Consider the following 12697-nt stretch of genomic DNA (forward strand, 5'->3'; position numbering starts at 1 on the left):
GAGCGGTCTAAAAAGGAGGAGCAAAGCATGTTCAAGGGAATTCTGATCGAGAAGGATGAAGCCGGTTATCGCGCCAGCGTCAAGGACATCGACGAAGGACAGTTGCCCGAGGGTGAGGTCACGGTCCGCGTCAGCCACTCGACGCTCAACTACAAGGACGGCCTTGCAATAACCGGCAAAGGGCCAGTGGTTCGCCGCTTTCCGATGGTGCCGGGGATCGACCTGGTGGGTACCGTCGAGTCGAGTACTTCGCCCGACTGCAAGCCTGGCGACCGTGTGATCCTGAACGGCTGGGGCGTTGGCGAGGGGCATTGGGGCGGACTCGCGCAGAAGGCGCGTCTGAAGGGGGATTGGCTCGTGCCGCTGCCCGAGCAGTTTTCCCCGCAGCAGGCGATGGCGATCGGGACCGCCGGCTACACCGCAATGCTCTGCGTGCTCGCACTGGAGCGCCATGGCGTGACCCCGGCGCAGGGCGAAATCGTCGTCACCGGCGCAGCGGGCGGCGTGGGCAGCGTGGCCACTGCAGTGCTCGCAAAGCTCGGCTATACCGTGGTCGCAGTTAGCGGTCGTGCCGAGGAGACCGACTATCTCAAGCGCCTGGGCGCCAGCGAAGTGCTCAGCCGCGCACAGTTCGCGACACCGGGCAAGCCGCTGGGCAAGGAACGTTGGGCCGGCGCGGTCGATGTCGTCGGCAGCCACACCCTCGTGAATGTCTGCGCCACCACCAAGTATCGGGGCGTCGTCACGGCGTGTGGGTTGGCCGGTGGAATGGACTTTCCGGCCACGGTTGCGCCCTTCATCCTGCGCGGGGTGACGCTTGTCGGCATCGACAGCGTCATGTGCCCGCGTGCCGAGCGCCTCGAGGCCTGGCGTCGACTCGGCGCCGACCTCGACATCTCCAAGCTCGAAATGATCAGCACCGAAATCTCGTTGGGCGAGGCGATCCCGACGGCATCGAAGCTGATCAACGGCGAGATCCGCGGCCGCGTGATCGTGGACGTCAATCGCTGATCCAAGCAGGACAATGCACAGCCGACGCGGCTGTGCAGCTCCCCTGCGGGCGGCAAGGTCGTGCAATCCGGTGACAAGGTGGTTTGCGAACTGCGTGACTGGGAGCCCTGATTCGGTCAAGGGGTGGGGCGGCGGCCGCAAAGGCACGGCAGCGGCGCAAGTTACATCAATCACGATGGACGCTGCTCACTCCGAGCGCGCCCCCTGCCCGGTAAGGCTCTCGCCCTATTCCAGATGCCCGATGATCACATCCATCAATTCGTTGGTGATTTCAGTCTGACGGACCGATCGCATCTCGGCTTGTACCTCTTCCAGACGCTCATCGACCGATTGTTCCGCTTGCTGCATCAGCGCCAGGCGGGCGGCGTTTTCGGTGACCATGGCTTCGGCTGAGGCGCGAAATACGCTGGCAAAGATGTGGCTGCGGATGAGGGACGCGAGCAAGGCGTCGGCGCTCATGCTGTAGTCGGGCAGGCTGCGCGAATGCCAGCGCCGCTCGCGCTGCAGCAAGCTGGGTTGCAGGGGCAGCAGGCGGCGGGTGACCGGCTCGCGCAGGCCGTGCTCGCCGCGTCGGGTGAACGCGAGGGTGACGCCAAGCCGGTGCAGGGCCTGGCCGTGGCCGAGCCTGGCGAGCCGGGTGACGATGTCGCCGGCCAGACGACCAATGCCCTCGGCAGAGGCGGGGGGGAGCAGGACCGCTTCGGGCGCCAGACCCTGGTCGCGCAGCGCATCGTTCATTTGTGCGCCGATGCAGAGCAGGCGCGGAGGGGGGCCGGTTTGGGGTCCGGTTTGGGGTCCGGTTTGGTCCTGACAGTGGCTGGCCACCTTCTCGGCGAGGATTTCGTTGTAGCTGCCGCACAAGCCGTGGTCGGAGCCGAAAACCACCAGGAGCTGTTCGCGCACGTCCTCCGTGTCCAGGGCAATGCCGCCGCTGCGGTGAGCGAAGGTGGCAAAGCCTTGCAGGATGGTCCGGTGATAGGCCTTGATCGAGCGCGCCGCTTGCTCATACGGTGCGGCGTTGATTGCCGACAGCGTCTTCATGGTGTGGACGATGCCGCGAATGCTGCCCAGGGTATTGTTCTGGCGTGACAGGTACTCAAGCGTTTGCGCCATCACCGCCCTCGTTTGCCTTTGCCTTGCCATCGATGCGCGTGCGAGCGCTGGCCAATGCCTTGGTGGCGACCTCGGTGATCAGCACACGATCTTCCGCACGCAGGGACTGGTTTGCGGCGATGCGTTCAGCGATCGACTCCAGTTCGGTGTGTGCGGCGACACGCACGACCGCGAGGGCGGCGACGACTTTCTGTTCGGCCAGGTCGTCAAACAGACCCGCCATCGCGGCGACCAGCACCGCCAGCTGTTCCAGCGCCGGCATGGGGTCGCGCTCGGCCTGGCGCAGGGCGGCGCGCACTGCGGCGCCACGGCTCAGGCGCGCACGGGTGACATCGTCAAGGCGCGTGCCAAAGCGCGCAAAGTCTTCCAGCTCTTCAAACTGCGACAGCGTGACGCGCAGGTTGGCGGCCACTTCACGCAGCGCGCGATCCTGCGCCTTGCCACCGACGCGGGACACCGACAGGCCCAGGTCCACCGCCGGAAACTGGTTTCTGCGCACCAGGCGCGGCGACAGGTAGATCTGCCCGTCGGTGATCGAAATCAGGTTGGTGGGGATATAGGCGGAGAGGTTTTCGGCCTGGGTTTCCACCACCGGCAGGGCGGTGATCGATCCGCCGCCCGCGTCCGCGGTGAATTGCCCGGCGCGTTCGAGCAGGCGCGCATGCACATAGAAGATGTCGCCCGGGAAGGCCTCCCGCCCGGGTGGCCGGCGCAAGAGCAGGGACAGTTCGCGGTAAGCGCGGGCGTGGTGGGTGAGGTCGTCAAACACGACCAGCACGTCCTGTCCCTGATTGGAGAAGTACTCGGCCATCGTCATCGCGGCATAGGGGGCGATGTAGGCCAAGCCGGGCGGGTCTTCGTCACCGACTGTCATCACCAGGGTACGCGCCATCATGTCGCCCTTCTTGAGCGCGCCGATCACGCGCGATACGGCGTCGCCACGCTGTCCAATGGCGCAGTAGATGCAGGTGAGCCTGGAGCGTACCTGGTTGAGGATGGTATCGACCGCGAGCGAGGTCTTGCCGGTCTGGCGATCGCCGATGATGAGCTCACGCTGACCCAGGCCCACCGGCACCGCAGCATCGATGGCCTTGATGCCGGTGGCGAGCGGGCGGACGATGGGCGCGCGGCTGAGAATACCCGGTGCTTCGGCTTCGACGGGGTGTTCGGCCACCGCCGCGATCGGGCCCAGTCCATCCAGGGGGCGGCCCATGGCATCGATGACACGGCCCAGCAGTGCGGGGCCGACGGGCACGCTGACCACCTTGCGCGTGCGGCGCACGTCCTCGCCCAGGGTGATGAGCTCGGACGGCCCCAGCAGGATGACGCCGAGCCGCTCCGGCGCCAGATCGAGCACGATGCCTTGCACACCGCACTCGAACTCCAGCAATTCGTCCGCCAGCGCGCGCGCCAGGCCGGAGACCACGGCCACACCATCGCCGACTTCGGTGACTTTGCCGATCTCGGTGAGCAGGGGCGTGGGGGAGGGAGTGGCCAGCAGCTCCGCAACCCAGCCCTTGAAGGCGTCCTCAAGGGCCTCGTGCGGCAAGGGCTCGTGTGGCAAGGATTGGGGTGGCAGGCTGTGAGCGGTATCCGTCATGGCGTGTTTATCCACCACTGCTTCGCATCCGACCCGAGGCGCCTGCCCCCAGGCGGTCATTCAGGAGCGCGTCGAATTCATCGGTGTAGCTGTCGACGGTCCACGCCACCTGGGCGCCGCCGATGCGCAGGATGAGGCCGGGAGCCTGCTGTGGATTGGTTTCGAAGCGCAGGGCGGTATGCGGCAGTAGTTTCTTGATGTCCGCCTGGAGCTGGGCCTGGGCGGCTTCAGGCAGCGCATCACGGGTGCTGGCAAGCGCCTCGGTGCTGTCGCCGGCCGCCTGGGACAGCTCGTCGGCAATGGCGTGCAGGCGGGTGCCCACATTGCGCACGATGGCCGCTTCCAGTGTTTCGTCGGCCAGCTCGCGCAGCGCCTTGCGCGTCAGCTCGAGCAGGGTTTCCGCTGCGGCTCTTTGCAGCTGCGCGGTGAACTGCTCGCGTTCGCGCTGCAGATGCTTGTGCCAGTCCTGCTGCTCTTGTTCCAGTTTGGCGCGCGCCGCGGCGAGCAGGGCGTCGCGTTGGGTTTCTGACGCCTGCAGTGCCTTGTCGACCAGGGTGTCGCGGTCGGCGTGCAGCTGCGCCTGCTGCGCGCGGTATTGGGCTGCGGCCGCTTCCGCTTTCTGCTGCGCCTTGCCGGCCTCGGCCATCGACCGGGCAATTTCGGCCTCGCGCGCGTCGATGCCATCGAGGATGGGGCGATAGAGAAAGCGTTTCAGCAACCACACGAGCACCAGAAAGTTGGCGATCTGGGCGATGACGGTAATCCAGTCAATGGACATGGGCAGTACTGTTTCCTTGATCGACGGTCACGACATGGGGGCGGATGAATCAGCTGCCGACAAGGGCTGCCGCCTTGACGGTGTCCCAGAATGGATTGGCAAAGATGAGAATCATCGCCACCACGAAACAATAGATCGCGGTCGATTCGATCATCGCCAGGCTGACAAACAGGGTCCGTGACAAGGTGGGGGCGGCATCCGGTTGCTGGGCGATCGCGCTGATGGCGGCGGCGGCTGCGCGCCCTTCACCCAGCGCCGGCCCGAGGGCGCCGAATGACACGGTGAGGCCTGCGGTGAAGATGGAAACGGCCGCAATGAGTGCGAGATCTGTCATGACTTATCCTCTTTATTGACGCTGGCTTGTGGGTCTGCGGTCGCGGACGAAATATAAACGGTGGCCAGGATGGCAAAAATGTAGGCCTGGATCAGGCCGGTCAATAGCCCCAGCATATCCATCAGCACCGGGAAAAAGAACGGCGCCACCCCGAGCAGGATGGCTGCGATCACGCCGCCGCTCATCACGTTGCCGTAGAGGCGGATGGCGAGCGAGATGCCGCGCGAGAACTCGCCGATGATGTTGAAGGGCAGCATCACGATCGAAGGTTCGATATAAGCCTTCAGATAGCGCCCCAGGCCCTTGCTGGAAATGCCGAACAAGGGCACTGCCACCAGCACCGACAAGGCGAGCGCCACCGTGGTGGAAAGCGAGGAGGTCGGCGGCATGAAGCCGGGGATCACCAGCATCAGGTTGGACAGCGCAATGAACAGAAACAGCGTGCCGGCAAAATACATGACGTGGCGCGCCGACTTCTGCGTGATCTCTTCAATCTGGCCCTGAATGGTCTTGACGATCACTTCGAGTGCGGTGCGCCAGCGATCGGGTGGAACGTCGGCGCGCAGATTGCGCGTGACCACCATGGAGACCCCCACCAGCAGCGCCATCACGATCCAGGTGTTGACGATGGTGGAATTGAACTTCAGGCCCCAGGCGGAAAAGACGATGACTTCATCGGGTGTCATCTGCATCACGCACCTCCTTGCTCAGGCGCGGCCGAGGAGCCGGGGTTCGGCACCCTGCGGGCGCGCGCAACGGCGAGCACGCGGACGAGGAAAAAAGCCAGCGCGTAGCCGGCCAGCGGCCAGGCCTTGCTGGCCGCTGCACTCACCCAGTAGCCGACCCCCAGCAGCGCCGCAATCCGCAGCGCGGCGCTGAGCAAAAGCAGCATGGTCGGCTGCCTTGAGCGCAGCGCCAGGCGCATGCCCCAGGCCAGGCCAGCAAAAAACAAGACGCTGACGGGCAAACCCCACACAAACCCCCGCAGCAGCGCATCCCAGTCCATCGACATCAAGGTTCATCTCCTTTGTGCGCTGCTTCGTGTTCTCGCGCATCCCGATCGGCGCGCTCGCGATCCTCGATTTCCTTGCTCACCCAGCTCCACGCGATCATGCCGCCGATGGCGGCGCCGCCCAGGATGAGGGCAATCGGCCAGGAAAAGTCCTGTGGTGCAACGCGATTCAGCCATAGGCCCAGAAACGCACCGCCTACCGTGGGCACGGCGATCGACCAGCCGATCATGCCAAACGCACCCAGTCCGCGCAGGGGGCTGGCGCCCGGGCCACGGCGGGCGCGCTGCATGCGCTCGGCGGTGTGGCGGATGTGTTCGGCCGAGCGGTCCTTTCTCGCGTTCATGAGCGTGGTTTCCGCAAGTCGCCAAAGCGGCGCACGATGCCGCCTTCAAGACGGGACAGGGCAGTACGCGCCGTGCGTTCTTCCTCGTCCATTTCAACAAAGCTTGCCTGCACCGTTTCGTTGAGCGAATCCAGATCCTCGCCTTGCACGCCGCGCCGGATGGCGATGTCCACCTGGTGACCTTTCTTCACCAGCAGTCCTTCGTCGATGCCGAAAAACTGTTCCACGCCGTCGCGCGTGGTCAGGATCAGCACCGAAGGCACGAGCGCGGTGACAAAATCGGTGTGGTTGGGCAGCATGCCGAAGGCGCCGTTTTCGGCAACCGCAAACAGACGCCGTGCTTCGCCTGCAAACAGGGTTCGCGTCGGCAGGCGCAGCGTGACTTGCATGAGGTCTGCCAGGCTCATGCGCTGGCCTTCAAGTCGTGCAGTGAGCCGATCATGTAGTAGTCGGTTTCGTTATCCTCAAACCGGGTCTGCTCCAGAATCGTCTCGCAGCCATCCAGGGTGTCGGCGGTCGACACCCGCTTGCCATCGGTGCCGGTAAACGAGCCGGTGGTGAAGAAGGGCTGGGTCAGAAAACGCTCGAGCCGGCGCGCGCGCGCCACGGTGGCGCGGTCCGCGGCGGAGAGCTCTTCCATGCCCAGCATGGCGATGATGTCGCGCAGGTCTTCGTATTCGGCCAGAGTGCGTCGCACCGCGCGCGCAATGTCGTAATGACGCTGCCCGACCACCGCCGGAGTGAGCATGACCGAGGCCGACGCCAGAGGGTCGACGGCCGGGTACAGGCCCTCGCTGGCGCGCTTGCGTGACAGCACCACCGAGGCCGAGAGGTGGGAAAAGATGTGCGCTGCGGCCGGGTCGGTGAAGTCGTCCGCAGGCACGTACACTGCCTGGATCGAGGTGATCGCGCCGCTGCGGGTCGAGGTGATGCGCTCCTGCAGCGCGGCCAGCTCGGTCGCCATCGTGGGCTGATAGCCCACGCGCGAGGGCATGCGCCCCATCAGGCCGGAGACCTCGGAGCCGGCCTGGATGAAGCGGAAGATGTTGTCGATCAGCAGCAACACGTCCTGCTTCTGATCGTCACGAAAATACTCCGCCATGGTCAGCGCCGTCTTGCCCACCAGAAAACGCACGCCAGGCGCTTCGTTCATCTGGCCGAACAGCATCACGGTCTTGTCGCGCACGCCGGCGTCGCTCATCTCGCGATACAGCTCTTCGGCTTCGCGCGAGCGCTCGCCGATGCCGCAGAACAGGCTGACGCCCTGATAGTGCTGTACGGTGTTGTTGATGAGCTCGGTGATCAACACCGTCTTGCCCACGCCGGCGCCGCCAAACAGCCCGGTCTTGCCGCCGCGCTCGATGGGCGACAGCAGATCGATGGCCTTGATGCCGGTTTCCAGGATTTCACTGTGCACCACGCGTTCTTCAAGCGAGGGGGGCGGCTGGTGGATGGAGCGGCGGGCGACCGCGAGCGGCGCCGGCTTGCCGTCCAGGGGCTCGCCAAACACGTTGAGCATGCGCCCCAGCACCGCATCACCCACCGGCACCTCGATCGGCGCGCCGGTGGCACGCACCGTCATGCCCAGCCCCAGTCCACGCACCGGCGCCAGCGCCATGCAGCGCGCCGCACCGTTGGCGAGCAGGGAGGCGACCTCCATTGCCAGTTCACCGGCGTAGACCAGCTCCTGGATGCGTGGCGCTGTGCCTTCGAACAGCACGTCCACCACGCCGCCACGGATGCCGACGATGCGCCCTTCGCCGGTCAGCGTGGTGGCTGCCGTGCTGGACCGTGCTGCGTCGCGGCCCTGAATCGGATTCGGATTGCGCGTCGCCGGATCGTCCGCGTCCCGTTCAGACTGGACTTGATTCGACATGAGTGTTGCTCCCTCTGACGATGTGAACGCCCCTGCGCGGCATGCGAATCACATCGGTGACTGCGTGAGCAAGGCTGTGCAAGCCCATTTGAAACACCAGCGTTTCATGCCGACCATCATAACATCCGCAGAAATCCGCTCTGTCCGGCGGCGCTCACAACGCGCTGAGGCTGCGCCTGAATGCGCTCTTGCCTTGTCGAGGGCGTACTGCTCAAACCTTGCGGCCTGCCTGGTCTCAGCCGAAGCGGTAGCCCGACAGTGAAATCCCCATGCAGCGCTCGGCGTATACACGCTGGCCTGCGTCGTCCGCGGCGGCGCCGGCGACCACCATCAGCGGCAGCAGATGCTCTTCGGCATTAGGGGGATGGCACAGGCGTGCGCCCGGTGCGCTTTCCCAGTCGGACAGCGCGGTATTGCGGGCCGCTGGCGGGGATTGCACGGTCGTATTCAGCCAGGCGTCGAATGCCTCCGCGACCGGAACGAAGCGTGCATCGCTTTGCGCGCGCATGTTGTGAAAGCTCATGCCACTGCCCACGATCAGGACGCCTTCGTCGCGCAGTGGCGCCAGGGCAGCGCCGGCCGCCAGGTGAGCCTTGGGCTCGGGGTTGTGGCGCAGCGACAGCTGCACCACCGGTATGTCTGCCGCGGGGAACATCAACATCAGTGGGATGAAGGTGCCATGGTCGAAGCCGCGTTCGACGTCTTTCGTGCTGGGCAGGCCGGCGTCGTGCAGGAGCCCGGCGATGCGCTGCGCCAGGGCCGGATCGCCGGGTGCGTCGTAGCGCAAGGTGTAGGTGTGCGGCGGAAAGCCGTGATAGTCATACAGCATGGCCGGTTGCCGACTGCTGCCGACTGCTGCCGACGGTGAAGGCGGGCGCCTGCCAGTGCGCCGTCACCACCACGATGGCGCGCGGGCGCTGCGGCAGCATGCTCGGGATGGCGCGCAGGAAGTTGCCCATCGAGTCCCACACCCCGGGTGGATCCCAATCCATGAAGAAGCACGGCCCCGCACCGTGCGGAACGAAGAAGCTTGGCATGCGCCGGGCGTTATGCCTGGAGGCGGGTGTGATCGTGTCGGACATGGCGTTCTCGCTGTCGTGGCAAAGGCGAATACTGTGAAATATAGAGCTCATCGGCGAGGCTGCCACCCTGGTATGTAGGGTGTTGTGTCGGCCGCGACTCAAGGCTCGGTTTCCTTCAATCGCTCCGGCTCAGGCATCATGTCGCCCCTGATTGCTTCGCCCCTGAGCACATCCCTGATCAACTCACTGGCAACAAGGCCACGCATGTACCCCATTCACGATACCGACGCCCAGTTGCTGCTGGCTACCCTGATCGCTGCCAAAAGGCGGCCGGCCACGCTGCAGGAGATCGTGGCCGCAGCCGAGTTCATCGGCTGCCCGGTCACCGCGCCCAAGGCCTGGGAGACCGCTTTCGAGCGCTTGTCCACCCATGGCCTGCTGGTGGCCGAAGGCGAGGGCTTTGCGCTCACGCCGGCCGCACAGGCGATGGTCACCGGTTTGCCAAAAAAGGCGGAGACTGATGAGCGCGTGTTTCTGGTGCGCGAGAAGCTGACGCTGCACAAGCCGGCGGCCACCGTCGCTGCAGTCGCGATGACGGCCGAGCAGCTCGATGTGGCGCTGACAGCCCATGGTGCCCTGGCTCAACAAGGCGGCAAGAACCTGCTCATGCCCAAGCCCAAGCGTGAAGAGGACAACTACCCGCGCGGTCCGCAGTCGCGGCGGCCGTTCGGTAACCCCCGGCGTTATTCGTGATCAGCGAAAGCGTGCACGAGAACGCAGGTTGATGATGTCTTCCCCCGCGCCCCCACCCCCTGCCGATGGTCGCGGACCGCGCGCGGCGCTGGTGTTTGCGCTCACCGCCGAGCGCCTGTCGATCTGGTACGAACACGGCCAGTGGCCGACCGAAGCCCAGGGCGCCAGTCTGGCGGCGGACTGGCTGTCGCGCACCAAGCGCAGCCTGCCTTTGGCCCAGCGCCGCCACCTGTCTGATCTCAGCGACCAGCTCGCCCGCCAGATCGCCGGCTCACTGTCGCGCGAGGCCGGACTTTACACAACGCACGAAATGATGGAAGCGCTCGATCCGAAGCATGAATCGGAGCTGACCCAGTCGCTGATGGCCGAATGCGAGCGCTTGCTCGATGCCGAGTCTGCTGCTGACGCCAGCCCCGACGCCGACGTCGCTCAGCCCGCGCGGTAGCGCTCCAGCCAGTGCGCATAGGGTGCGGGCAGCACCCAGGTCGGGCGCTCGACGTTCAGCGCGCGTGCGGCCTGCAGCGGCCAGTGCGGGTTGGCGAGGTGGGCGCGGCCGATCATGACGAGATCGAGCTGGCCGTTGGCGACCGTGCTGTCGGCGAGCTGGGGCGTGTCGATCCCCCATGCCGCGGCCACCGGCAGGCCCGCTTCCTGGCGCACGCGGGCGGCGATCGGCGCGAGAAAGGCCGGTGCCCAGGGCACCTTGGCCTGCAGCGTGGAGAAGCCGACGCTGACGCTCAGCAGGTCCAGCCCGCCGCGCTTGAAATTGCGCGTGAGTTCGATCGATTCGGCCAGTGTCTCTTCGTCTCGACCGTCGTATTCGATGACGCCGAAACGGGCGGTGAGCGGAAGGTGTTCCGGCCACACTTCGCGCACGGCAGCGAGCGTCTCGAGCAGGAAGCGGCTGCGATTGTCAAAACTGCCGCCGTAGGCGTCGTCGCGCTGGTTGGCGTGCACCGAGAAGAAGCTCTGGCCCAGATAGCCGTGAGCGAAGTGCAGCTCCAGCCACTCGAAACCGGCGTCGCGCGCACGCTTGGCGGCGGCGACAAAGTCGGCGCGAACGCGGGCGATGTCCTCGAGCGTCATGGCCTTGGGGACTTGCGGCAGGTTGGCGCCGAACGCGAGCGCCGAAGGCGCGATCGTGGCCCAGCCGCGCGCATCACTTTCGGCGATGTGGTCGTCGCCTTCCCATGGACGGTTGGCGCTGGCCTTGCGTCCGGCGTGGGCGAGCTGGATGCCGGGCACGGCACCCGCGGCCTTGATGGCTGCGGCGATGGGGGCGAGGGCCTCGGCCTGAGTGTCGTTCCACAGCCCGGTGCAGCCCGGGGTGATACGGCCTTCGGGCGAGACCGCGGTGGCTTCGACGATGAGCAGGCCGGCGCCGCCGCGCGCCAGCGCAGGGTAGTGCACCTGGTGCCAGTCATTGACCATGCCGTCGATGGCCATGTATTGGCACATGGGCGGGACGGCGATGCGGTTGCGAAGGCTGAGGTCCTTGAGTTTGAAGGGCTGGAAAAGCGCAGACATGTTTGGATTCCCTGTTCGTGTTGGTGCCGGGTCGTGTCGGTGAGTCGGATGGCCGGATGCGGGGGCGTGCGTGCAGGCAGGCTTACAGGCAGGCTTCAAGGATGCGACGGCTGGTGGCGAGATCGATGTCGCGATGCTCGCCGAGTCGGGTCCTGCCGTGGGCTTCGAGCTGGGCGACGATGCGGTCTACCGCCTCGGCGCCGATGCCATAGCCGGAGAAGCTGGTCTTGACGCCGAGGGACTCGAAGAAGGCGCGTGTTTGGGCGATGGCCGCATCGATGCGTTCGTCCTCGCTGCCGCTGTGCAGCTTCCACACGCGCGCTGCAAATTGCAACAACTTGGCGCGCTTGGCGTCACGGCGCAGGTGGAGCAGCTGGGGCAGCACGATGGCCAGGGTCTGTGCGTGGTCCAGCCCGTACAGCACGGTGATCTCATGGCCGATCATGTGGGTGGCCCAGTCCTGCGGCACGCCGGCGCCGATCAGGCCGTTGAGTGCCTGGGTCGCGCTCCACATCAGGTTGGCACGCACGTCGTAGTCTTCGGGCGTGGCCAGTGCCTGGGGCCCGACTTCGATCAGGGTCTGCAGCAGGCTTTCGGCGTAGCGATCCTGCACCGGGGCGTTGACCGGGTAGGTGAGGTATTGCTCGATCACGTGCACGAAGGCATCGACCGCGCCGTTGGCGATCTGGCGTGGGGGCAGGGTGAAGGTCTTGACCGGGTCGAGCACCGAGAACTGCGGGAACACCAGCGGGCTGGCGAAGCTGAGCTTGGCCTGCAGCGACTTGCGGGTGACCACCGCCAGACAGTTCATCTCCGAGCCGGTGGCGGGCAGCGTCAGCACGCAGCCCATCGGCAGCGCCTGGCTGACATGCTTGCCGCTGGTCTCGAGGATGTCCCAGGGCTCACCCGCGTAATTGACCGCGGCGGCGACGAACTTGGTGCCGTCAATCACCGAGCCCCCGCCCACGGCGAGCAGGAAGTCGAGCTTTTCGCGGCGCACTTGTTCGACCGCGCCCATCAGGGTCTCGTAGGATGGATTGGGTTCGATGCCGCCGAAGCGTTGCAGGGTGCGCGCACCCAGCGCGGCCTCGACTTCGGCCAGTGTGCCATTGCGCTCGGCGCTGCCGCCGCCGTAAAGGATCAGGACACGCGCATTGGCCGGAACGAGTTTGTCAATGCGGGCGATGCTGTCCTTGCCGAAGACGATGCGGGTGGGGTTGTAGTAGTCGAAATTCAACATGTCGTTTCCTGTGTTGATGTTGTTGTGTCGGATGTGGGGGGCGAGGCTTGAGACCGGATGTTCATCTCAAGCTATTGGACTGGTCGG

Annotated in this window: 16 protein-coding genes; 3 read left to right on the forward strand and 13 right to left on the reverse strand. The window is 65.7% G+C overall.

Annotated elements, in window-relative coordinates; all coding sequences use genetic code 11:
• The first annotated feature begins 27 nt into the window (after positions 1-27).
• Positions 28-1011, forward strand: coding sequence for an acrylyl-CoA reductase (NADPH) (gene acuI, locus M622_RS36620; protein ID WP_021250706.1), 984 nt, complete (start codon positions 28-30; stop codon positions 1009-1011).
• 225 nt (positions 1012-1236) lie between these two features.
• Here acuI and M622_RS36625 read toward each other — a convergent pair whose 3' ends face one another.
• The 11 genes from M622_RS36625 to M622_RS40670 all read right to left on the reverse strand — a co-directional run bounded on the left by M622_RS36625 (position 1237) and on the right by M622_RS40670 (position 9150).
• Positions 1237-2124, reverse strand: a complete 888-nt coding sequence (locus M622_RS36625; RefSeq protein ID WP_021250707.1) for a F0F1 ATP synthase subunit gamma — start codon at positions 2122-2124, stop codon at positions 1237-1239.
• Positions 2108-3724 (reverse strand): F0F1 ATP synthase subunit alpha, encoded by a 1617-nt coding sequence (locus M622_RS36630; protein ID WP_021250708.1) that lies wholly within the window; start codon positions 3722-3724, stop codon positions 2108-2110. The genes M622_RS36625 and M622_RS36630 overlap by 17 nt, the downstream gene beginning before the upstream one ends.
• A gap of 7 nt (positions 3725-3731) precedes the next feature.
• Complete coding sequence (locus M622_RS36635) at positions 3732-4502, reverse strand: F0F1 ATP synthase subunit B family protein (RefSeq protein WP_021250709.1); 771 nt, start codon at positions 4500-4502, stop codon at positions 3732-3734.
• Positions 4503-4551: 49 nt separating this feature from the next.
• Positions 4552-4836, reverse strand: coding sequence for a F0F1 ATP synthase subunit C (locus tag M622_RS36640; protein ID WP_021250710.1), 285 nt, complete (start codon positions 4834-4836; stop codon positions 4552-4554).
• The gene (locus M622_RS36645; RefSeq protein ID WP_021250711.1) at positions 4833-5528 is read right to left on the reverse strand and encodes a F0F1 ATP synthase subunit A; all 696 of its coding nucleotides are present in this window, start codon (positions 5526-5528) and stop codon (positions 4833-4835) included. Before M622_RS36645 ends, M622_RS36640 begins: the two co-directional genes overlap by 4 nt.
• Complete coding sequence (locus M622_RS36650) at positions 5528-5848, reverse strand: N-ATPase subunit AtpR (RefSeq protein WP_021250712.1); 321 nt, start codon at positions 5846-5848, stop codon at positions 5528-5530. The genes M622_RS36645 and M622_RS36650 overlap by 1 nt, the downstream gene beginning before the upstream one ends.
• Entirely contained in the window at positions 5848-6192 is a 345-nt protein-coding gene (locus M622_RS36655; protein WP_021250713.1) for an AtpZ/AtpI family protein, read from the reverse strand. The genes M622_RS36650 and M622_RS36655 overlap by 1 nt, the downstream gene beginning before the upstream one ends.
• Complete coding sequence (locus tag M622_RS36660; RefSeq protein ID WP_021250714.1) at positions 6189-6599, reverse strand: ATPase; 411 nt, start codon at positions 6597-6599, stop codon at positions 6189-6191. The genes M622_RS36655 and M622_RS36660 overlap by 4 nt, the downstream gene beginning before the upstream one ends.
• A complete protein-coding gene (gene atpD / locus M622_RS36665) occupies positions 6596-8068 on the reverse strand; it encodes a F0F1 ATP synthase subunit beta (protein ID WP_021250715.1) in 1473 nt (490 codons plus the stop codon). Before atpD ends, M622_RS36660 begins: the two co-directional genes overlap by 4 nt.
• Positions 8069-8303: 235 nt before the next feature.
• The gene (locus M622_RS36670) at positions 8304-8897 is read right to left on the reverse strand and encodes a DODA-type extradiol aromatic ring-opening family dioxygenase (protein WP_021250716.1); all 594 of its coding nucleotides are present in this window, start codon (positions 8895-8897) and stop codon (positions 8304-8306) included.
• Entirely contained in the window at positions 8887-9150 is a 264-nt protein-coding gene (locus M622_RS40670; protein ID WP_245543102.1) for a class III extradiol ring-cleavage dioxygenase family protein, read from the reverse strand. The genes M622_RS36670 and M622_RS40670 overlap by 11 nt, the downstream gene beginning before the upstream one ends.
• A 204-nt stretch (positions 9151-9354) precedes the next feature.
• On the opposite strand from M622_RS40670, the gene M622_RS36675 reads away from it, so the two are divergent.
• Both M622_RS36675 and M622_RS36680 read left to right on the forward strand, forming a co-directional pair.
• Positions 9355-9843, forward strand: a complete 489-nt coding sequence (locus tag M622_RS36675) for a hypothetical protein (RefSeq protein WP_021250719.1) — start codon at positions 9355-9357, stop codon at positions 9841-9843.
• A 31-nt stretch (positions 9844-9874) separates the two neighbouring features.
• Entirely contained in the window at positions 9875-10288 is a 414-nt protein-coding gene (locus M622_RS36680; RefSeq protein ID WP_021250720.1) for a hypothetical protein, read from the forward strand.
• On the opposite strand, the gene M622_RS36685 is transcribed toward M622_RS36680, so the two are convergent.
• Entirely contained in the window at positions 10273-11370 is a 1098-nt protein-coding gene (locus M622_RS36685) for an NADH:flavin oxidoreductase/NADH oxidase (protein WP_021250721.1), read from the reverse strand. The two genes, M622_RS36680 and M622_RS36685, sit on opposite strands and share 16 nt — an antisense overlap.
• A gap of 82 nt (positions 11371-11452) precedes the next feature.
• Positions 11453-12610, reverse strand: a complete 1158-nt coding sequence (locus M622_RS36690; protein WP_021250722.1) for an iron-containing alcohol dehydrogenase — start codon at positions 12608-12610, stop codon at positions 11453-11455.
• Positions 12611-12697: the final 87 nt, after the last annotated feature.

The sequence above is a fragment of the Thauera terpenica 58Eu genome (assembly GCF_000443165.1).
Classification (GTDB): domain Bacteria; phylum Pseudomonadota; class Gammaproteobacteria; order Burkholderiales; family Rhodocyclaceae; genus Thauera; species Thauera terpenica.

Excerpts from the sequence above, each read along its gene's own strand:
- M622_RS36660 (WP_021250714.1), bottom strand. The coding sequence starts at position 6,599 with ATGAGCCTGGCAGACCTCATGCAAGTCACGCTGCGCCTGCCGACGCGA.
- atpD (WP_021250715.1), bottom strand. The coding sequence starts at position 8,068 with ATGTCGAATCAAGTCCAGTCTGAACGGGACGCGGACGATCCGGCGACG.
- M622_RS36640 (WP_021250710.1), bottom strand. The coding sequence starts at position 4,836 with ATGACAGATCTCGCACTCATTGCGGCCGTTTCCATCTTCACCGCAGGC.
- acuI (WP_021250706.1), top strand. The coding sequence starts at position 28 with ATGTTCAAGGGAATTCTGATCGAGAAGGATGAAGCCGGTTATCGCGCC.
- M622_RS36670 (WP_021250716.1), bottom strand. The coding sequence starts at position 8,897 with ATGCTGTATGACTATCACGGCTTTCCGCCGCACACCTACACCTTGCGC.
- M622_RS36680 (WP_021250720.1), top strand. The coding sequence starts at position 9,875 with ATGATGTCTTCCCCCGCGCCCCCACCCCCTGCCGATGGTCGCGGACCG.
- M622_RS36675 (WP_021250719.1), top strand. The coding sequence starts at position 9,355 with ATGTACCCCATTCACGATACCGACGCCCAGTTGCTGCTGGCTACCCTG.
- M622_RS36625 (WP_021250707.1), bottom strand. The coding sequence starts at position 2,124 with ATGGCGCAAACGCTTGAGTACCTGTCACGCCAGAACAATACCCTGGGC.
- M622_RS40670 (WP_245543102.1), bottom strand. The coding sequence starts at position 9,150 with ATGTCCGACACGATCACACCCGCCTCCAGGCATAACGCCCGGCGCATG.
- M622_RS36650 (WP_021250712.1), bottom strand. The coding sequence starts at position 5,848 with ATGTCGATGGACTGGGATGCGCTGCTGCGGGGGTTTGTGTGGGGTTTG.
- M622_RS36630 (WP_021250708.1), bottom strand. The coding sequence starts at position 3,724 with ATGACGGATACCGCTCACAGCCTGCCACCCCAATCCTTGCCACACGAG.
- M622_RS36655 (WP_021250713.1), bottom strand. The coding sequence starts at position 6,192 with ATGAACGCGAGAAAGGACCGCTCGGCCGAACACATCCGCCACACCGCC.
- M622_RS36645 (WP_021250711.1), bottom strand. The coding sequence starts at position 5,528 with ATGCAGATGACACCCGATGAAGTCATCGTCTTTTCCGCCTGGGGCCTG.
- M622_RS36685 (WP_021250721.1), bottom strand. The coding sequence starts at position 11,370 with ATGTCTGCGCTTTTCCAGCCCTTCAAACTCAAGGACCTCAGCCTTCGC.
- M622_RS36635 (WP_021250709.1), bottom strand. The coding sequence starts at position 4,502 with ATGTCCATTGACTGGATTACCGTCATCGCCCAGATCGCCAACTTTCTG.
- M622_RS36690 (WP_021250722.1), bottom strand. The coding sequence starts at position 12,610 with ATGTTGAATTTCGACTACTACAACCCCACCCGCATCGTCTTCGGCAAG.